This window comes from Streptomyces anulatus (assembly GCF_000721175.1).
Lineage (GTDB): Bacteria > Actinomycetota > Actinomycetes > Streptomycetales > Streptomycetaceae > Streptomyces > Streptomyces anulatus_C.
In genome coordinates this window covers 139,063-159,123 of the sequence record NZ_JOEZ01000007.1, presented here as the reverse complement: position 1 = coordinate 159,123, position 20,061 = coordinate 139,063, and the positions used below count along the sequence as shown (strand labels likewise).

Annotated in this window: 14 protein-coding genes; 1 reads left to right on the top strand and 13 read right to left on the bottom strand. The window is 69.2% G+C overall.

All coding sequences use genetic code 11. From position 1 onward, the window contains the following. Positions 1 to 372: 372 nt before the first annotated feature. From IG90_RS0109165 to IG90_RS0109110, 12 genes are all read right to left on the bottom strand, one after another. Positions 373 to 1,557 (bottom strand): ABC transporter ATP-binding protein, encoded by a 1,185-nt coding sequence (locus tag IG90_RS0109165; RefSeq protein WP_030580299.1) that lies wholly within the window; start codon positions 1,555 to 1,557, stop codon positions 373 to 375. Further along, entirely contained in the window at positions 1,547 to 2,524 is a 978-nt protein-coding gene (locus IG90_RS0109160; RefSeq protein ID WP_030580296.1) for an ABC transporter ATP-binding protein, read from the bottom strand. The genes IG90_RS0109165 and IG90_RS0109160 overlap by 11 nt, the downstream gene beginning before the upstream one ends. A 13-nt stretch (positions 2,525 to 2,537) precedes the next feature. After that, positions 2,538 to 3,515, bottom strand: coding sequence for an ABC transporter permease (locus IG90_RS0109155; protein WP_030580294.1), 978 nt, complete (start codon positions 3,513 to 3,515; stop codon positions 2,538 to 2,540). Then, positions 3,508 to 4,431, bottom strand: coding sequence for an ABC transporter permease (locus tag IG90_RS0109150; protein WP_030580290.1), 924 nt, complete (start codon positions 4,429 to 4,431; stop codon positions 3,508 to 3,510). Before IG90_RS0109150 ends, IG90_RS0109155 begins: the two co-directional genes overlap by 8 nt. A gap of 125 nt (positions 4,432 to 4,556) precedes the next feature. Beyond that, positions 4,557 to 6,191 (bottom strand): peptide ABC transporter substrate-binding protein, encoded by a 1,635-nt coding sequence (locus tag IG90_RS0109145; protein ID WP_030580288.1) that lies wholly within the window; start codon positions 6,189 to 6,191, stop codon positions 4,557 to 4,559. A gap of 166 nt (positions 6,192 to 6,357) precedes the next feature. Further along, complete coding sequence (locus IG90_RS0109140) at positions 6,358 to 7,500, bottom strand: ABC transporter ATP-binding protein (protein WP_030580285.1); 1,143 nt, start codon at positions 7,498 to 7,500, stop codon at positions 6,358 to 6,360. Further along, positions 7,493 to 8,551, bottom strand: a complete 1,059-nt coding sequence (locus tag IG90_RS0109135) for an ABC transporter ATP-binding protein (protein WP_030580282.1) — start codon at positions 8,549 to 8,551, stop codon at positions 7,493 to 7,495. Before IG90_RS0109135 ends, IG90_RS0109140 begins: the two co-directional genes overlap by 8 nt. 11 nt (positions 8,552 to 8,562) lie before the next feature. Continuing rightward, positions 8,563 to 9,516 (bottom strand): ABC transporter permease, encoded by a 954-nt coding sequence (locus IG90_RS0109130; protein ID WP_030580279.1) that lies wholly within the window; start codon positions 9,514 to 9,516, stop codon positions 8,563 to 8,565. After that, on the bottom strand, positions 9,509 to 10,438 hold the full coding sequence (locus IG90_RS0109125) for an ABC transporter permease (protein WP_030580276.1): 930 nt from the start codon (positions 10,436 to 10,438) through the stop codon (positions 9,509 to 9,511). The genes IG90_RS0109130 and IG90_RS0109125 overlap by 8 nt, the downstream gene beginning before the upstream one ends. A gap of 126 nt (positions 10,439 to 10,564) precedes the next feature. Continuing rightward, entirely contained in the window at positions 10,565 to 12,184 is a 1,620-nt protein-coding gene (locus tag IG90_RS0109120) for a peptide ABC transporter substrate-binding protein (protein ID WP_030580274.1), read from the bottom strand. A gap of 546 nt (positions 12,185 to 12,730) precedes the next feature. After that, positions 12,731 to 14,605, bottom strand: coding sequence for a translational GTPase TypA (gene typA, locus IG90_RS0109115; RefSeq protein WP_030580270.1), 1,875 nt, complete (start codon positions 14,603 to 14,605; stop codon positions 12,731 to 12,733). Between the two features lie 367 nt (positions 14,606 to 14,972). Next, complete coding sequence (locus IG90_RS0109110) at positions 14,973 to 17,423, bottom strand: ABC transporter family substrate-binding protein (protein WP_030580267.1); 2,451 nt, start codon at positions 17,421 to 17,423, stop codon at positions 14,973 to 14,975. 363 nt (positions 17,424 to 17,786) lie between these two features. Between IG90_RS0109110 and IG90_RS0109105 the strand changes: the two genes are divergently transcribed. Then, a complete protein-coding gene (locus tag IG90_RS0109105; protein WP_030580264.1) occupies positions 17,787 to 18,857 on the top strand; it encodes a LacI family DNA-binding transcriptional regulator in 1,071 nt (356 codons plus the stop codon). Positions 18,858 to 18,953: 96 nt separating this feature from the next. Here IG90_RS0109105 and IG90_RS0109100 read toward each other — a convergent pair whose 3' ends face one another. Further along, positions 18,954 to 19,967, bottom strand: a complete 1,014-nt coding sequence (locus IG90_RS0109100; RefSeq protein ID WP_030580261.1) for an acetylxylan esterase — start codon at positions 19,965 to 19,967, stop codon at positions 18,954 to 18,956. Between the last annotated feature and the right edge of the window lie 94 nt (positions 19,968 to 20,061).

Here is a 20,061-nt window from a genome sequence, read left to right as displayed (position 1 = left end):
GAAACCGGTGACGGGGGCGGGGGCGGGCGGCTGACCAGGGGCCTGGAACGGCCGCCGGGGGCCCGTACGGCGGGTGGCCGGGAGGCGGGACGCCCCAGGGGCCCGCGCCGCCCCACGGGCCCGGGAGGCCGCCCGAGGCGCGCTCGGCACCCGGGCGGCGCGTTCGGCACCCGGGCGCGCGAGGACGGCGGTCACGGCCGCAAGTGCGCTCGGGGGCGGGGCCAGAAGCGCCGGGCGACCGGCCGGAGCGACAAGACGACGCTCCGGCCGGTCCACGGCACCCGCACGGCCGTACGCTGTTCAGCATGGAGCGTCCGTATATCGGTGCGGCGACGGTGAAGTTGCCTGCTTGTTAACGAATCTGACGCCGGTTCATGGCGTTTCGTCCCCCTTCGGCCCGTGGACCTCCGACCCGGGGCCCTCCGGCCCGTCCTCCGTCGGCACCACGCGCTTCTCCTCCGCGAAGTGGCACGCGGAGTCGTGCCGGGCCGGAGTGTCGACGAGCCGGAACTCCGCGGGGACCGCCAGCAGCGGGACCTCCAGTTCGCACCGCTCCTGCGCCTTCCAGCACCGGGTGCGGAACCGGCAGCCCGAGGGGATGTTGGCGGGCGAGGGGACGTCGCCGTGCAGGATGATCCGTTCCCGGTGGGCGCGGGCCGTCGGGTCCGGTACGGGCACGGCGGACAACAGCGCCTGGGTGTACGGGTGGGTGGGGTGGTCGTAGATCTCCGCGTCGGAGCCGATCTCCACGATCCGGCCGAGGTACATCACGCCGACCCGGTCGGAGATGTGCCGGACGATCGAGAGGTCGTGGGCGATGAAGACGAAGCTGAGGCTGAACTCCGCCTGGAGCCGGTCCAGCAGGTTGACGACCTGGGCCTGTACGGAGACGTCGAGCGCGGAGACGGGTTCGTCGGCGACGATGATCTCCGGGTTGAGGGCGAGGCCGCGGGCGATGCCGATGCGCTGGCGCTGGCCGCCGGAGAACTGGTGCGGATAGCGGTTGATGTACTCCGGGTTGAGCCCGACGACGTCCAGCAGGTCCTGCACGCGTCGCCGCCGGCTGCCCTTGGGGGCGACCTCGGGGTGGATCTCGTACGGCTCCCCGATGATGTCGCCGACCGTCATCCGCGGGTTCAGCGAGGTGTACGGGTCCTGGAAGACCATCTGGATGTTGCGGCGGACGGCCTTGAGCGCCCGGCCGGACAGCTTCGCGATGTCCTCGCCCTTGTAGCGGATCGCGCCGGCGGTGGGGCGTTCCAGGTGGACGAGCATCTTGGCGACGGTCGACTTGCCGCAGCCCGACTCCCCCACGATGCCCAGCGTCTCGCCCGCGTACAGGTCGAAGTCGACGCCGTCGACGGCCCTGACCGCGCCGATCTGCCGCTTGAAGAGGACGCCCCGGGTCAGCGGGTAGTGCTTGGCGAGGTCGCGGACCTGCAGGATCGGGTCGCCCTCCGTGTACGGCGTGACGGCGTCCTCCCGCGCCGTGGACAGCAGGGTGGAGCCGGCCGCGCCACCGCCGGTTCGCGCACTCCCGTCGCGGTCAGCGTGCATCGAGCGTCTCCTTCCAGAAGTGGCAGGCGCTCCGGCGCTGCTCGTCCACCTCGTAGAGCGGCGGCACGTCGCTGCGGCACACGTCCTGGGCCATCGGGCAGCGGGGGTTGAAGGCGCAGCCCGGCGGGATGCGGGTGAGGTTGGGCGGCAGGCCCTTGATCGCGTAGAGCTCCCGGCCCTTCTGGTCCAGGCGCGGGATCGACTGGAGGAGGCCCTTGGTGTAGGGGTGGGCGGGGGCCCGGTAGATCTCGTGCACGGGGGCGGTCTCGACGATGCGGCCCGCGTACATGACGGCGATCTTGTCGGCGACGTCGGCGACCACGCCGAGGTCGTGGGTGATCAGGATGAGGCCCATGTTCAGCTCGCGCTGGAGCTCGGCGAGCAGTTCCATGACCTGGGCCTGAACGGTGACGTCGAGGGCGGTGGTCGGCTCGTCGGCGATGATCAGGGACGGTTCCAGGGCCATCGCCATGGCGATCATGATGCGCTGGCGCATGCCTCCGGAGAACTGGTGCGGGTAGTTGCCGACCCGTTCCTTGGCGGCCGGGATGCGGACCCGGTCCATCAGCTCGACCGACCTGGCCTTCGCGTCCTTGCGGGACATTCCGCGGTGCACGACGAACATCTCGCCGAGCTGATCGCCGACGGTGAGGACCGGGTTCAGCGAGGAGAGGGCGTCCTGGAAGATCATGGCCATCTCCTGGCCGCGGATCCTGCGCCGCTCCTCCGGCTTGAGCTTCAGCAGGTCCTGGTCCTTGAAGAGGATCTCCCCGCCGGTGATCTTCCCGGGCGGCATGTCGAGGATGCCCATGATCGCCTGGGCGGTGACGGACTTGCCGGAGCCGGACTCGCCGAGGACGGCGAGCGTCTCGCCCTCGGCCACCGAGTAGTTGACCCCGTTGACGGCCTTGGCGACGCCTTCGCGGGTGTGGAACTCCACGTGCAGATCGCGCACTTCGAGCAACATGGCAACCGGCTCCTCAGCGCAGCTTGGGGTCGAGGGCGTCGCGCACCGCGTCGCCGAGCATGATGAACGCGAGCACGGTGATCGCCAGCGCTCCGGCGGGCCAGAGCAGCATGTGCGGGGCGTTGCGGATGTAGTTGGCGGCCGCGGAGATGTCGATGCCCCAGGAGACGGCCGGGTCCTTCAGGCCGACGCCGAGGAAGGAGAGGGTCGCCTCCAGCGAGATGTACGTGCCGAGCGCGATGGTCGCCACGACGATGACCGGGGCGATGGCGTTCGGGGTGATGTGGCGCAGCATCATGCGGGAGTTGGAGGCGCCGAGCGCGCGGGCCGCCTGGACGTAGTCGTTCTGTTTGGCGGTGATGACCGAGCCGCGGGCGATGCGGGCGATCTGGGGCCAGCCGAGCAGGACGATGAAGCCGACGACGGGCCAGACGGTGGAGCTGGTGACGACGGACAGGAAGACCAGGCCGCCGAGGACGACGGGGATGCCGAAGAAGACGTCGGTGAGGCGGGAGAGGATCGAGTCCCACCAGCCGCCGAAGAAGCCGGCGAGTCCGCCGAAGACACTGCCGAGGATCGCGACGCCGAGGGTGGCGCAGACGCCGACGGTCACCGAGGTCCGGGTGCCGTACACGACCCGGGTGTAGACGTCGCGGCCCTGCGGGTCGAAGCCGAAGGGGTGGCCGGGCTCGGAACCCTTCTGGGCGTCGTCCAGGTTGGCCTGGAGGGGGTCGCCGCTCGCGATGAGCGAGGGCCAGATCGAGATGATCACCAGGAAGAGGATGACCAGCGCGGAGATGATGAAGACCGGGTTGCTCCGCAGGTCGCGCCAGGCGTCCGACCAGAGGCTGCGCGGCTTTCCGGCAGGCCCGGTGCCGTCGGGGCCGGCCGGGTTCTTCTCCAGGCTGGCGCCCTCCTCCATGGCGAGGTCCATCGCGCCGCCGGCTCCCGCCGGGGAGATCGCTCCGTCCGATGACTGCGGCTCAGGCATAGCGGATCCTCGGGTCGAGTACGGCGTACAGCAGGTCGACGATCAGGTTGGCGGCCAGGAAGACGAGGACGAGGATCGTGACGAACCCGACGACGGTCTGGGAGTTCTGGCGCAGGATCCCCTGGTAGAGCTGGTAGCCGACCCCGTGGATGTTGAAGATCCGCTCGGTGACGATGGCCCCGCCCATCAGGGCTCCCACGTCGGTGCCGATGAAGGTGACGACGGGGATCAGCGAGTTGCGCAGCAGGTGCCGTACGACGACCCGGCGGCGGGGCAGGCCCTTGGCGACGGCGGTGCGTACGTAGTCGGCGCGGGCGTTCTCGGCGATCGAGGTCCGGGTGAGCCGGGTGACGTAGGCGAGCGAGACCGAGGCGAGGACCAGTCCGGGGACGAGCAGTTCGTCGAAGGCGGGGTCCGCGGAGACCGAGGGCTTGATGATGCCCCACTTGACGCCCAGGAGGAGCTGGAGCAGCAGACCGGTGACGAAGGTCGGGACGGCGATGACGACGAGCGTCAGGATGAGGACGGTGGTGTCGACGGGGCGGCCGCGCCGCAGGCCGGTGACGACGCCGAGGCTGATGCCGATGACGACCTCGAAGACGATCGCGACGATGGTGAGCCGGATCGTGATGGGGAAGGCCGTGGCCATCAGCTCGGTGACCTTCTGCCCGTTGAACGCGGTGCCGAAGTCGCCGGTGAACACGTTGCCCATGTAGGTGAGGTACTGCTGCCAGACCGGCTTGTCGAGGCCGAACTCGGAGCGCAGCTGGGCGGCGGTGGCCGGGTCGCACTGGCGGTCGCCGCAGAGGCCCGCGATGGGGTCGCCCATCACGTTCACCATGAGGAAGATCAACAGCGTGGTGCCGAAGAAGACGGGGATCATCTGCAGCAGCCGCCGGATCACATAACGTCCCATGAGGGGCTCCGGGGGTCGGGGTGAACGGGCGGACGGCCGGGCGGGGCGGGCCCGGCGACGGCGGTGCGGGTGCGCGGACGGCCGGGGCGCGTTTCGGGCGTCCCGGCCGTCCGCGTCTCAGCGCGTCACTTGACGGTGATCTCTTCGTAGACCGGAACGCTGAACGGGTTCAGCGCGACGTTGTCGACCCGGTCCGAGTAGCCGGCGCTGCCGTTCTGGTACCAGAGCGGGATGGCCGGCATCTCCTCGACGAGGATCTTCTCCGCGTCCTGGAAGGTGGTGACGGCCTTCGCCCTGTCGCTCTCGGCGTTGGCCTTGTCGACCAGGTCGTCGAACTCCTGGTTGCTCCACTTGCCGTCGTTGGACGGGGCGTTGGTGTAGTAGAGCGGCTGGAGGAAGTTCTGGATCAGCGGGTAGTCCATCTGCCAGCCCGCACGCCATGAGCTGGTCAGCTTCTGCGTGGAGACCTGGGCGCGGAAGTCGGCGAAGGTGCCGACGGGGCCGCCGACGCAGGCCTTGTTGTTGCCCATGACGTTGTTGATGCTGTTGCAGACGGCGTCGACCCATTCCTTGTGGGAGCCGGTGTCCGCGTTGTACGAGATCTTCAGCTGGCCGCCCGGGATGCCGCCGCCCTCGTCGATCAGCTTCTTGGCCGCGGCCTTGTCGTACGTGCACTCCTTGCCGCAGAGCCCTTCCTTGAAGCCGCCGTCCTCCCCGAGGACCGGGGAGGTCCAGTCGGAGGCGGGGGTGCGGGTCTTCTGGAAGATCTGGTCGGTGATCTGCGGCCGGTTGATCGCCATCGAGAGGCCCTGGCGGACCTTGCGGGCGTCGTCGGTGTCCCACTCCTTGTCGTAGAAGGGGAAGGACAGGGTCTGGATGATGCCGGCGGGGGTGTTGATGTACCGGTCGCCGAGGTCCGTCTCGACGTTGCGGAGCTGGGAGGCGGGCACGTCGTCGACGAGGTCGAGGTTGCCCGACGTCAGGTCGGTGTAGGCGGTGTTGTTGTCGGTGAAGACCTTGAGGTCGACGCCGCCGTTCTTCGCCTTGTCGTCGCCCGGGTAGTCGTCCCACTTGCGCAGGTTCATCGAGGAGCCCTTGGCGTACGACTCGATGGTGTACGGGCCGTTCCCGACGGGCTTGGAGAGCCAGGCGTCGTGGTCGTCGTAGAACGCCTTGGGCAGGGGGACGAAGGCGGAGTAGCCGAGGGTGTCGGGCCACAGGGAGAACTTCTGGGTGAGCTTGGTGGTGAAGGTCAGGTCGTCGACGACCTTCAGGCCGGACAGGGTCTCGGCGGAGGCGGAGCCGGACTCCGGGTGGACCTTGTCGTAGCCCTCGATGTACTGGAAGAAGTAGGCGTTCTTCTGGTTGTTCTTCAGCGCGGCGCCGTAGTTCCAGGCGTCGACGAAGGACTTGGCGGTGACCTTCTCGCCGTTGGAGAACGTCCAGCCGTCCTTCAGCTTGATCGTGAAGTTCTGGGAGTCCGTCGACTCGATGGACTCGGCGACCATGTTCTGGGCCTCGCCGGTCTTCGGGTCGTAGCGGATCAGTCCGCGGAAGACCATGTCGAGGACCTTGCCGCCCTGGACCTCGTTGGTGTTGGCGGGTTCCAGTGGGTTCTGCGGGTCTCCCCAGGAGGAGCTGACGATGCCGTCGGCGCCGCTGCTGCCGCCGCCGTCACCGTCACCGCCTCCGCAGGCCGTCGCTGCCAGGGCGACGGCCACCGCACATGCGGCCCACCTGACCTGTGTGGCTCCGCGCATGAAGTGCCTCCTAGAGTCATCGAGTAGCTCAATGCCTCATATCACCTCATAACGCCATGTATCGCATGCGGGCTTACCCCGTACGGGCGGGCACCGGGGAAACGCGACGATGCCCGGTCCCCCTGTGGGGGGAACCGGGCATCTGCCGTTCACGAACCGGAAGCGGTTACGCCGCGTGCACGACGTCCCGCTCCTCTGCGAAGTGGCACGCCGACTCGTGCGTGGCGGGCGTAGCGCCCGCGACGAAGCGCTCGGGGATCGCCAGCAGGGGCTCCTCCGTCGCGCAGCGCTCCTCCGCCTTCCAGCACCGGGTGCGGAAGCGGCAGCCCGACGGCGGGTTCGCCGGTGACGGAACGTCACCGGTCAGGATGATCCGGTCGCGTCCCTCACGGGCCGCCGGGTCGGGGACCGGGACCGCCGACAGCAGCGCCTGGGTGTAGGGGTGCGTCGGGTGGTCGTAGATCTGCGTGTCCGTGCCGATCTCGGCCATCTTGCCGAGGTACATCACGCCGACCCGGTCGGAGATGTGCCGGACGATGGACAGGTCGTGCGCGATGAAGAGGTAGGACAGGTTGAACTCGTCCTGGAGCTTCTCCATCAGGTTGATGACCTGGGCCTGCACCGACACGTCGAGCGCGGAGACCGGCTCGTCGCAGATGATGATCTCCGGGTTGAGCGCGAGGCCGCGGGCGATGCCGATGCGCTGGCGCTGACCGCCGGAGAACTGGTGCGGGTACCGGTTGATGTACTCCGGGTTCAGCCCGACGACGTCCAGGAGGTCCTGGACGCGGCGGCGCCGGTCGCCCTTCGGGGCCACCTCGGGGTGGATCTCGAAGGTCTCCCCGATGATGTCGCCGACCGTCATCCGCGGGTTCAGCGAGGTGTAGGGGTCCTGGAACACCATCTGGATGTTGCGGCGGACGGCCTTCAGCGCACGCCCGGACAGCTTGGTGATGTCCTGGCCCTTGTAGAAGACCTCGCCGGCGGTGGCCCGCTCCAGCGTCATCAGGAGCCGGGCGACCGTGGACTTGCCACAGCCGGACTCGCCGACGATGCCCAGGGTCTCACCGGCGTACAGGTCGAAGGAGATCCCGTCGACGGCCTTGACCGCGCCGATCTGCTTCTTGAAGAGAATGCCCTGCGTCAGCGGGAAGTGCTTGACGAGGTTCCGCACCTGGAGGATCGGCTCGCCCTGGCTGACGGGCGCGTCGACGGCGGCTACGGCCGCCGCCTCGGTCGCGGCGTCCACGGTCTCCACGTCGGAGACGTTCGGGGTGGCGTCCACGGGCTCCTTCTTGAGCTCAGCCATGGATCGTCTCCTTCCAGAAGTGGCACGCGCTGCCGCGGCCGACCAGCTCGAGGCCGTCCTGCTCGGTCACCGGGGCGAGCGGCGGGACGTCGGTGCGGCAGATGTCCTGTGCCTTGGGGCAGCGCGGGCTGAAGGCACAGCCCGCGGGGATACGCGTGAGGTTGGGCGGCAGGCCCTTGATCGCGTAGAGCTCCTGGCCCTTCTGGTCCAGGCGCGGGATCGAGTCCAGCAGACCCTTGGTGTACGGGTGGGCCGGGCGGCTGTACAGCTCGCCGACCGGTGCCGTCTCCACGATCCGGCCCGCGTACATCACGGCGATCTTGTCCGCGACGTCGGCGACGACGCCGAGGTCGTGGGTGATCAGGATCAGACCCATGTTGTACTCGCGCTGGAGCTCGGCGAGCAGGTCCATGACCTGGGCCTGCACCGTCACGTCGAGCGCGGTGGTCGGCTCGTCCGCGATGATCAGGTCCGGCTCCAGGGCCAGCGCCATGGCGATCATGATGCGCTGGCGCATACCGCCGGAGAACTGGTGCGGGAAGTCCGAGATACGGGCCGCCGCCGCCGGGATCTTGACCTGGTCCATCAGCTCGATGGACTTGGCGCGGGCCGCCTTCTTGGACAGGCCCTGGTGCACCCGGAACATCTCGCCGAGCTGGTAGCCGACGGAGAGGACCGGGTTCAGCGAGGACAGCGCGTCCTGGAAGATCATCGCGATCTTGCGGCCGCGGATCTTCCGGCGCTCCTCGTTGGACATCTTCAGCATGTCCTGGCCGCGGAAGAGGATCTCGCCCTGCGTGATCTTCCCGGGCGGCATGTCGAGGATGCCCATGATGGTCTGCGCGGTCACGGACTTGCCGGAACCGGACTCGCCGAGCACCGCGAGCGTCTCGCCGGCGCTGACGGTGTAGTTCACACCGTTGACGGCCTTGGCCACCCCGTCGCGGGTGTGGAACTCCACGTGCAGGTCACGGACGTCGAGCAGTGGACCGTCGCCACTCACGGACTCCCGCGGTGCGGGGACGTGAGCCGTCTTGTCGATGGTGGTCACGAACGCCTCCCTCAGCGCATCTTGGGGTCGAGGGCGTTGCGGACCGCATCGCCGAACATCAGGAAGGACAGCACCGTGATCGAGACCATCACCGAGGGGATGACCAGGACGTACGGAGCGTTGCGGAGCTGGTCCTTCGCAGCGGACACATCGATACCCCACGAGACCGTCGGCTCGGCGAGGCCGATACCGAGGAACGACAGGGTGGCCTCGGCGGCGATGTAGCCGCCGAGCGCGATGGTGGCGACCACGATCACCGGAGCGATGGCGTTCGGCAGGATGTGCCGCGTCAGGATCCGGGTGGTGGAGGCGCCGAGCGCCCTGGCGGCGACCACGTAGTCGGCCTGCTTGATCGTGATGACCGAGCCACGGGCGACACGGGCGATCGAGGTCCAGCCGAGGAAGGCCATCGACAGGATGACGACCCAGACGGAGCGCTGCTCGAAGCTGGTCAGGATGACCATGGCGCCGACGATGAAGGGGACGCCGAAGAAGACGTCGGTGATCCGGGACAGGATCGTGTCGATCCAGCCGCCGAAGTAGCCGGCGAGCATGCCGATCACCAGTCCGGTGATGGTGACCGCGATGGTCACGACCACGCCGACGGTGATCGAGGCGCGGGCCCCGTAGACGACACGCGCGTAGATCGAGCGTCCCTGGCCGTCGTACCCGAGCCAGTCGGGGGCGAAGAAGTGGCCCCAGTTCGGGTGCTGGAGGTAGTGCTCGGCCAGGTTGGCGTCCCTCGGCGATGCGCTGGTGAACAACCCCGGGAAGATCGACATGACGGCGAGCAGCAGGATCAGCGCCATCGATATGAGGAAGAGCGGGTTGCGGCGCAGGTCGTGCCAGGCGTCCGACCAGAGGCTGCGCGGCTTGCCGGGCGCGGGACCCGCGTCCGTGGCGGGAGGCGCGTCGACGGCCGTGGCCGGAGCGTCGGTGCCCTTGAGTGCGGTGGTGTCAGGCATACCGGATCCTCGGGTCCAGGACCGCGTAGAGCAGGTCGACGAGCAGGCTGCAGGCGAGATAGACGATGACGAGCAGCGTCACGACGCCGACGACGGTGGCACCCTCACGCTTGGCGAGAGCCTCGAAGACGAGCGATCCGACGCCCTTGATGTTGAAGATGCCCTCGGTCACGATCGCGCCGCCCATCAGGGCGCCGATGTCGGTGCCGAGGAAGGTGACGACCGGGATGAGCGAGTTGCGCATCAGGTGGACGCCGATGATGCGGCGGCGCGGCAGGCCCTTGGCGACAGCCGTACGCATGTAGTCGGCGCGCATGTTCTCGGCGACCGAGGTACGGGTGAGGCGGGCCACGTAGGCGAGTGACAGGGACGCCAGCACGATGGCCGGCATGATCAACTCGGTGTTCGTCGGTTCGAGGCTCACGTTCGGCTTGGCGATGCCGAGCTGGAACGCGAAGAAGTACTGGACGAGGAAGCCCAGCACGAAGGACGGCATGGAGATCAGCACCAGCGTCAGGCCGAGCAGACCGCGGTCCCTGAGGGACTCGGCCTTCAGACCCGCGATGATGCCGAGCGAGATCCCGGCGACGACCGTGAAGACGAAGGCGAAGATCGCCAGTCTGACGGTGATCGGATAGGCATCGGCGATGACTTCGGCGACCGGACGCTGCGTCCCGATCTGATTGCCGAGGTCACCCTGGAACAGATTGCCCAGGTAGTTCAAATACTGCTGCCAGATCGGCTGGTCCAGACCCAGATCCGCCTTCATGGCGGCAATCTGCGCAGCGTCTACGTGCTGTTCACCGGCAAGTGCTCTGACGGGGTCGCCGGGCAGTGCGTACATCATCAGGAAGACCAGCAGGGTCGACCCGATGAAGACCGGGATCATCTGGAGCAGTCGTCGTGCGACATAGCGCCCCATGGGTGCCTCCGTGTGGGGATAACTGCGGCGCGGGGGCCGCCTCTTCAGAGACGACCCCCGCGCCTCCGGCCGCGCTGAGGGGCAGCGCGGGCGGATGACGGCCAGTTGGGGAATGACCCGCAGGCGTTACTTGGTGGTGACGCCGGTCAGTTCGAGGTCACCGTGGAAGTCGACCTTGACGTTGTCGACGTTCTTGCCGTGGCCGCCGTTGATGGCGTAGTACCAGAGCGGGATGGCGGGCATCTTCTCCACCAGGGCCTTCTCGACCTCCTGGTAGGCGGCGACGGAGGCCTCGAGCGAGTCGGCCTTGTCACCCTTCGCCATCAGCTCGTCGATCTCCTTGTCGGCGAAGCGACCGTTGTTCGACTCCGCCTTGGAGTGGTAGAGCTCCTTGAGGAAGTTCACGTTGACGGGGTAGTCGGCGACCCAGCCACCGCGGTACATGCTCTTGACCTCGTCGTTGTCACGAGCCTCGAGGTCGGTCGGGAAGTCCGGCTTGGCGTCGCCGACGCAGTCGACCCCGGTGGCGTTGCGGATCGACTCGCAGACAGCGGTCACCCACTCCTTGTGCCCACCGTCGGCGTTGTACTGGATGAAGATCTTGTTCTCCGGAACACCGCCGCCCTCCTTGATGAGCTCCTTGGCCTTGGCCGGGTTGAACTTCAGGATGTCCGATTCGAGCGTCTGGTTGCCCTTGACCTGCGGGGGCGTGAAGCTCGTCGCCGGGGTACGGGTGCCGTTCAGGACGGTCTTCGTGATGGTGTCACGGTCGACCGCCATGGACAGACCCTGGAGGACCTTGGGGTCGATGTCCTTGAACGTCTTGGAGTAGAACGCCGGGACCAGCGTCTGGATCGCGGCGTACGGCTGCGCGATGGCGCCGTCACCGAGGTCCGTCTTGTACTTCGGGAGGTCACGCGGGCCGACCTGACGGATCATGTCCAGGTTGCCGGAGATGACGTCCGAGTACGCGGCCTCGACGGTCGAGTAGTTCTTGAACTGGATGCCCTTGTTGGCAGCCTTGTTCGGGCCCTGGTACTCGTCCCAGGCCTTGACCTGGATGAGCTTCTTGTGGTCCCACTTCTCGAACGTGTACGGGCCGTTGCCGATCGGCTTCTGGCCGAACGCCTTCGGGTCGTCGTAGAAGACCTTGGGCAGCGGCGCGAACGTCGCGTAGCCGAGCTTGTAGTTGAAGTACGGAACCTTCTCCGCCAGCTCGATCGTGAACGTGGTGTCGTCCACGGCCTTCAGGCCGGACATCTCCTTGGCCTTGGGCGCACCCTTCTCGGGGTGGACGTCCTCGTAGCCCTTGATGTCGGAGAACCAGAACGCGTTCTGCTGCTTGTTCTCGACGTTGGCGTACCAGTTCCACGCGTCGATGTACGACTGCGCGGTCACGGCCTCACCGTTGTGGAACTTCCAGCCGGCCTTGAGCTTGACGGTCCACGTCTTGGAGTCCTCGGTCTCGACGGACTCGGCGTTCGTGAGAACGATCTCGCCCTTGTCGTCGAAGTCCAGCAGCTGGGTGAACAGCGACTGGATGACGTAGGAGCCGTTGCTCTCGTTCGTGTCCGCCGGCATCAGAGGCTTCTGGGGCTCGCCGACGTCGATCGAGACGTAACCGGCGGGCTGGCCCGACGTGTTCTTCTTGCCTTCGTCGCTGCTGTCGCTTCCGCCACAGGCAGTCGCGGCCAGGGCGATGACGGCCGCTCCCGCGACCCACTTGGCGCTCTTGGCACCGCGCATGGGTTTCCTCCTCATGAGTCCACTTTTGACTACAAGAGGGGCACTGGAGAGATTCACCGACACCCCTGACGGTGATCGTTCAGTGCCCCGAGTGTGCTCGTGAGTCGGCACTCCCCACAGTGCGTGACCCATTGACCCGAGCTCAATGGAGCCAACTATTGGGTACGGCCGGGCTGTAAACCACACTTAAAGGGTCTCGGTTTGACAACATCAGCACCCTCAGCGTGCCCGAAATCCGGACAAAGTGATCCCAGACAGACACGCCCGAAACGGACTGTTGACACATGTTCCGGAGAGCGACCCCCGATATCCGGACACCCCGGTCACAAAAAACGATTGACGAAGGCCCAGCCCACCACAGTGTCCGTGGTGGGCCGGGCCTTCTGTCAACGCCCGTACTGACGGTCCGTCCGGACGGGCCCCTGAAGGGCCGTCCGGTCTTCGCATACGGAGTGCGCGGCTCCGGGGTACCGGAGCCGCGCACAGGTCCGCCCGGAGGCCCTCAGGGGCGTCCGGGCGGACCTCAGGCCGTTGGGCCGGGGTTGATCAGCCGTGCTTGGCGCGCGAGGCCGTGCGGCCGCGCTGCTTGGCGTCCAGGACGACCTTGCGGATACGCACGGTCTCCGGGGTCACCTCGATGCACTCGTCCTCGCGGCAGAACTCCAGGGACTGCTCCAGCGACAGCTTCCGGGCCGGGACCACGTTCTCCGTGGTGTCCGCGGAGGCCGCACGCATGTTGGTGAGCTTCTTCTCCTTGGTGATGTTCACGTCCATGTCGTCGGCGCGGGAGTTCTCGCCGACGATCATGCCCTCGTAGACCTCGGTGCCGGCCTCGGTGAAGATGACACCGCGCTCCTGGAGGTTGACCATCGCGAACGGCGTGACGGAGCCCGAGCGGTCGGCCACCAGCGAGCCGTTGTGACGGGTGCGCAGCTCGCCGAACCACGGCTCGTGGCCCTCGAAGATCGAGTGCGCGATGCCGGTGCCGCGGGTCTGGGTCAGGAACTCCGTACGGAAGCCGATGAGGCCGCGGGACGGAACGATCCACTCCATGCGGACCCAGCCCGAACCGTGGTTCGTCATGGTCTCCATGCGGCCCTTGCGGGTCGCCATGAGCTGGGTGATGGCGCCGAGGTGCTCCTCGGGCGAGTCGATCGTCATGCGCTCGATCGGCTCGTGCGTCTTGCCGTCGATCTGCTTGGTGACGACCTCGGGCTTGCCGACGGTCAGCTCGAAGCCCTCGCGGCGCATCTGCTCGACCAGGATGGCGAGCGCGAGCTCACCACGGCCCTGGACCTCCCAGGCGTCGGGGCGCTCGGTGTCCAGGACGCGGAGCGAGACGTTACCGATCAGCTCGCGGTCGAGGCGGTCCTTCACCTGACGGGCGGTGACCTTGTGGCCCTTGCCGCCCTTGCCGACGAGCGGCGAGGTGTTGGTGCCGATGGTCATCGAGATGGCCGGCTCGTCGACCGTGATCAGCGGCAGCGCGATCGGGTTCTCGGGGTCGGCCAGCGTCTCGCCGATCATGATGTCCGGGAATCCGGCGACGGCGCAGATGTCGCCCGGGCCCGCCACCTCGGCCGGCTTGCGGGTGAGCGCCTCGGTCATCATCAGCTCGGTGATGCGGACGTTGGACATGGTGCCGTCACGCTTGATCCAGGTGACGGTCTGGCCCTTGCGCAGCTCGCCCTGCTCGACGCGGCAGAGCGCGATACGGCCGAGGAAGTTGTCGGCGTCCAGGTTGGTGACGTGGGCCTGGAGCGGCGCGTCCGCGTCGAACTCCGGGGCCGGGACGTGCGACAGGATCGTGTTGAAGAACGGCTCCAGGTTGTCGCTGTCCGGCGGGACGGTGCCGTCCTCGGGCTTGGTCAGCGAGGCGACGCCGTCACGGGCACAGGCGTAGACGATCGGGAACTCGATCTGGTCCTCGTCCGCGTCCAGGTCCAGGAACAGGTCGTACGTCTCGTCGACGACCTCGGCGATCCGGGAGTCGGGGCGGTCCGTCTTGTTGATGCACAGGATGACCGGCATCTTCGCGGCCAGCGCCTTGCGCAGCACGAAGCGGGTCTGGGGCAGCGGGCCCTCGGAGGCGTCGACGAGCAGCACGACCGCGTCCACCATCGAGAGACCGCGCTCGACCTCGCCACCGAAGTCGGCGTGGCCGGGGGTGTCGATGATGTTGATCGTGATCGGGTCCCCGCCGTCCTTGGGGTGGTACTTCACCGCCGTGTTCTTGGCGAGGATCGTGATGCCCTTCTCACGCTCCAGGTCGTTCGAGTCCATCATGCGGTCGTCGAGGTGCTCGGCGGCGTGGGCGGCGAACGCTCCGGCCTGCTTGAGCATGGCGTCGACCAGCGTGGTCTTGCCGTGGTCGACGTGGGCGACGATGGCTACGTTACGGATGTCGTGGCGCGTGGGCATGGGTGGCTTGAGCTTCTCTCGGATCGTGGGATCAGGCGTCTCAGTCGGTCTTCGAGTCCTCGTACGCCCGCCGGGCGGCACGCCACGGCTCGTCCCATGGTACGGGCCTTGGGCCCGCCGGGCTTCCCGGGCCGATCCGCGGAGGCGGTCTTCCCGTGTGATTCAGGCGATATTCAGCCGGTGTCAAGGTACAGCCGGGCCATGTGCGTGGCCGGAACGCGGGCGGAGCTGCGGGGGGGGTGAGGAGTGGTGAAGCGATGAACGGCCCGGGTCAGGGCAGACACCACACTGCCCGCCGGATGAACCGGCGGGCAAGGGTTTTGAGGTGCATCTGAGCTTGGCGGCGGGAGTCGGTGGTGCTTGGCCGCTACTTCTTGCGGTCTGCGGGGGAACCTGCCGCTTGCCGGTTCTTGAACCCGATGTCCTGATACCGGGGGGCCGCGAAGCCGAACGCCCCGACGTTCGCGAGCTTCTTGTCGACCGCGACGAGCTGCGGGCGCTGGAAGAGCGGAATCGATCCGGCGGCGGCCCAGATCCGGGCGTCCGCCTGCTTCATCAGCTCCCGCGCGGCCTTCTCGTCGAGCTCGGCTGCGGCCTGGTCGAACAGCTGGTCGATGTGATCGGTGCCGACCCGGGTGTAGTTCTGCTCCACCAGGAGCGATCCGTCGGTGGCCGGCTCCGGCTTGGCGTAGATCGGGCGCCCGTCGGTGGCCGGGTAGGCGGTGGCGGGCCAGGAGTAGAGCGCCAGGTCGTACTCGCCGGAGGCGATGTGGTCCTTGAAGTAGCTCTCGTCGGGGACCTTGGTGATCTCCGTGCCGATGCCGATCTTCTCCAGCATCGCCGCGATCCTGTCGCCGACGCTGCGCAGTGCCTGGGAACCGGGCCCGGAGGGGAGCACGAAGCGCAGGGTCAGCGTCTTGCCGTCCTTGCCGAGCTGCCCCTTGGCCGCGGCGGGCGCCGGGGCGGCGGTGCCGGCGGGGGCGTAGGCTCCGGCGGCTCCCCCGGGCTGCTTGTCCTGGGCGGCGACGGCGCCGTCCTCACCGAGGGCGCCGGCCTGGCGGAGCAGGGCGGCGCCCTGGGCGGCGGCCCACGGGGCGGGGGCGAGGGCGTGGCGGGCGGAAGCGGCGCCGGTGGCGGCGGGAGCCTGCCCGGGTGCGGGGGCGCCGGGCTTGTTGTCCTCGCCGACGACGTAGAGGCCCTCGTCGCGGGAGGCGGCGCTGTCCTCGGAGGCCTGGTCGGCCTTCTTGCGCTCGGCTGCGGAGTCCTCGCTGTCCTCGTCGGCCTTCTCCTCCTCGCTCTTCTTCTCGGTCTTCCCGGCCTTCTCCTCCGCGGCTTCCTTGTCTTCCTTCGCGTCCTCGGCGGTCTTCTTCTCCGCCTCGGCGTCGTCCTTGTCGTCCTTGTCGCCCTTCTTCTCCGCCTCGCTGCCCGCCTTGGTGTCCTTGGGTGACTGAGCGGCACCGCCCCGGGTCCAGCCGGCGTCCGCCAGCAGGGCCTGGGCCTCCTTGGTGTCCTGTTCGCCGAGCGCCCCGCTGCCGTCCTTGTAGCCGGGCTGCCCGGCGAGGGCGAGGTGGCTGCCGAGCGGCTTGGCCGGGAGGCCCAGCGGGCCCAGCACCGACTGGGCCAGCTCCTGGCGGTCCAGGGCACGGGCCACCGCCCGGCGGACCCGGTCGTCGGCGAGCGGGCCGGACTCGCCGTTCAGCGCGAGCTGGGTGTAGGCGGGCTCCAGGGACTTGCGGACGGCGAAGTCGCGCAGGGCCTTCTGTTCCGCGGTGTACGCGATGACGGCCTTGCGGTTCTTCTCCCGGGCGGCCTGCGCGATCTGGGCGGCCTCCTCGTCGGAGCCGTGCGCCTGGGCCCAGGAGCGCAGGGCCTCGGCGGGCGTGGTCCCGGCGCCCGGGCCGTGGGCGAGCGGTTGGCCGTTGTCGCCCCGGTCGCGGTGGGCGAGGGTGATGCGGTCGGCGGTGGCCGCGTCGATGTCGGCGACGTCCACCGTGCCGTCGGCGAGTGCCTGGGTACGGTCCTCGGCGGCGACCGCCCGGAAGACGAGGGTGTCCAGCTTGGCCTTGTCGCCCCACCAGCGCGGGTTGCGGGCCAGGGTCACGGTGCCCTTGGACTTGCTGACGCCGCGCAGGACGAAGGGTCCGGCGGTGTTCTTCAGGGCGGTGCGCGCGCCGTCGTTGAAGGCGTCCGGAGAGCCGGTGATCTCCTTCGGGTAGAGCGGCGAGAACAGCGAGCGCCAGTCCGCGTACGGCTTGGCGAACGTGACCCGCACCTGAAGGTCGTCCGCGCCGCGCTCGATCTTCTCGATCCGCTCGTAACCGGAGTTGCGGGCGGTCCAGAACGCGGAGTCCTTGCCGCTGAGCGCCCGCCACTGGGCGACGAAGTCGGGGGCCCCGATCTCCCGCCCGTCGCTCCACACCGCCTGCTGGTTGAGCTTGTAGAGCACGACCTGCTTCGGTTCGCGCTCGATGACCTTCGCGGACTCCAGGTAGTCCGGGTTGAGCTTCGGCTGCCCGGACTTGTCCATCGGGAAGAGGGCCGGGAGCAGGGCTCCGGTGATCCGGGTGGTGGCGCTGTCCGCGTCCGCCTGGAAGGCGTTGAAGGTGGCGGGCAGCGCGTCGACCGCCCAGTTCACCGTCGAACCGTCGGCGACCGTCTCGCGGGCGGCGGGCGCGATGTCCTGGGGTACGCCCCGGGAGGTCTCCTCGCTGCCGGAGCTGCAGCCCGCCAGCACCGGGATCGTGAGCACCCCCGTCGTGAGGAGCGCGAGCGATCGGCGCTTTCGAACCGTCCCGCGCGGGACGCCGACGTGGGACATGGCTGATACCTCCGGGGCCGGCCCGGACCACCCCGTACCGGAATGGACCGGATAGTGCGTATGTGGTGGCATTTGCAGTTGATCACACTGGTTCCTTCCGTCCACTGAAAGCGCCCCCTCGCGCGAGGGGGTGCAGACACGACGGGCGGGAGCCGCAAGCTCACCCGGCCGGAGGAACGTTTCACCCGACGCGGCGCGCGTGACACCGGGTGACCTTGCTCCTCCCGCGGCCCAGGATTTAGGGTGAATGCGCTTTCACGAGCCTCGTGATCGCATCGGCCGGCGAACAGCCGCCGGCCCGGTGACGGCACCCGCGCCCCGGCGGGGTGCCGCGGAAGATGAAGCGGACGGACGGTCGGTCGAGTGAGCGCCCCCACGGTGTACGACGTCGCCGAGCGGTCGGGCGTCTCCATTGCCACGGTCTCCCGGGTCTACCGGAACCCCGATTCCGTACGCGCCCAGACCCGCGAGAAGGTCATGGAGGCGGCCCGCGAGCTGGGGTACGTGCCGAGCGGCAGCGCCCGGGGCCTGGCCAGCCGGACCACGGGCGTGCTCGGGCTGTGCTTCCCCGACTTCGCGGACCAGGACGCCGAGACCGCCGCGGTCGCGAGCGACGCGGACGACGACCAGGCCGTCATGCTCTACTCCGACCAGATCATCCGGGGCATGGAACGGGCGGCCCGGCGGCACGGCTACGCCCTGCTGATCGCCGCCTCGCTGGACGGCGGGCCGGAGAGCCTGGTGGCGAAGGTCGCGGGGCGGGTCGACGGGTTCGCCGTACTGGCGCGGACCGTGCCGACCGAGGACCTGGAAGTGATATCGCGCCGGCTGCCCGTGGTGATGCTCGCCGGACCGCGCGAGATCGACCACCTGGACCACATCGTGGTGGCCAACGCCGAGGGCGAGCGCGAACTGACCCGTCACCTGATCGAGGACCACGGGCTGCGCCGGCTGGCGTTCATCGGCGGAGAGGAGCACGCCCCGGACGCCGAGGCCCGGTTCCGGGGCTTCCAGGAGGCGTGCCGGGACGCGGGGCTTCCGGTGCCCTCCCGGCCGGAGCTGCGCGCCGGGATGATGACGCAGGCCGAGGGCGCGCTGGCGGCGGGCACCCTGCTGGACCGGTCGGTGGGTACGGGGGTGGAGCGGCCGGAGGCGATGCTGTTCGCCAACGACCAGATGGCGGTCGGCGCGCTCCAGGCGCTGGAGCGACGCGGGGTGCGGGTGCCCGAGGACATCGCCGTGACCGGGTTCGACGGCATCCCGCTGAGCCGGATCGTCCGCCCGCCCCTGACGACCGTCCGGCAGCCGATCCGGCGGCTGGGCGAGCAGGCGGTGGAGCTGCTGGTGCAGCGCCTGGCGGACCCGGGCCGCGCCCCGGTCTCCCTGGAGCTGCCGGTCTCGGTGACGCGGCGGGCCAGCTGCGGCTGCGGGTGAGCCGGCCGAAGCCTGGCTGACGTCGGCCAGAGCCTGGCAGCCCTCGGCCAGAGCCTGACGGACGTCGGCCGGAGCCTGGCAGCCCTCGGGCCGGAATCAGACCGCAGTGCCCAGCCGCTCCCCGAAGAACCGCGTCCGGTTCGCGTCCAGCTCCGCCGCCTCGGCCGTCATCCCCCGGTACGCGAAGTGCCCCGCCGTCAGCACCTGGAGCTCCCGCTCGCCGGCCAGCGCGTTGTGCACGGCGAACTGTCCCGGCGGCGGCACGGAGGGGTCGAACAGTGCGGCCGCGACCAGCGTGGGCAGCGTCAGCCGGGTCGCCGCCGTCGCCGCGTCGAAGTAGCCGAGGACGTCCGTGACCTCGGGGTGTTCCCGGTGGTGCGCCCGGACCGCCTCGCCGCTGCCCGCGCAGGGCAGGGTCAGGCGCAGCGGGTGGTTGCCGAAGGTGGGGACCGTGAGCTGGGCCGCGCCGAAACGGTCGTCCCAGGGCAGCGCGAGGGCCCCGAGCCCGCCGCCGAAGCTCTCGCCGAGGTAGCCGAGGCGGGGCCCGCCGGGGAGGCCGGCCCCCGCCAGTTCCGGGACGAGGGCGGTGAGGGCGGAGGCGGCGCACCACAGGTCGGCCACGCAGCCACCGATGACATAGGTGTCGCGGGAGCCGATGCCGTGCAGGACGTGTTCGTCGGCCAGGTCCGGGATGCCCTCGACCCGGCCCCGCTCCCCCATGCCCCGTACGCACGGCAGGATCGCGGCGGCCCCGGGCAGCGGCGCCGGAAGGTCGCGGCCGGGCCCCTGGCGGCCGCCGTAGCCGTGCCCGACGACGAATCCGTACCGTACGGGCCCCTCGACGGGCAGGGCGAGCCAGCCGCCGAGCCGGACGCCGCCCGCGGAGGTGTAGCCCACGCCGTGGATCGTCACGCCGTCGCGCTCCTCCTCCACCGGGCCGATGACCGGCCGCGGGTCGACCGCGCGGGCCCGCGCGTACCGGCCCCGCCAGAACGCGTCGAAGCCGTCGGGGGCGGGCGGGGCGGGGACGCTCAGCAGGGCGTCCGGCGCGCCGTACCCGTAGGCCGGGTCGAACGGGAAGCCGTGGGAGAACGCGACGGGTGGAGCCATGCCGCGAGGGTAGACGCCGGCTCACCGGCGGACGCCCGGACCTCTGGACGACGAATCGGTCACATCGCCTGTTGTTCCACAAACGGCGCGTTTA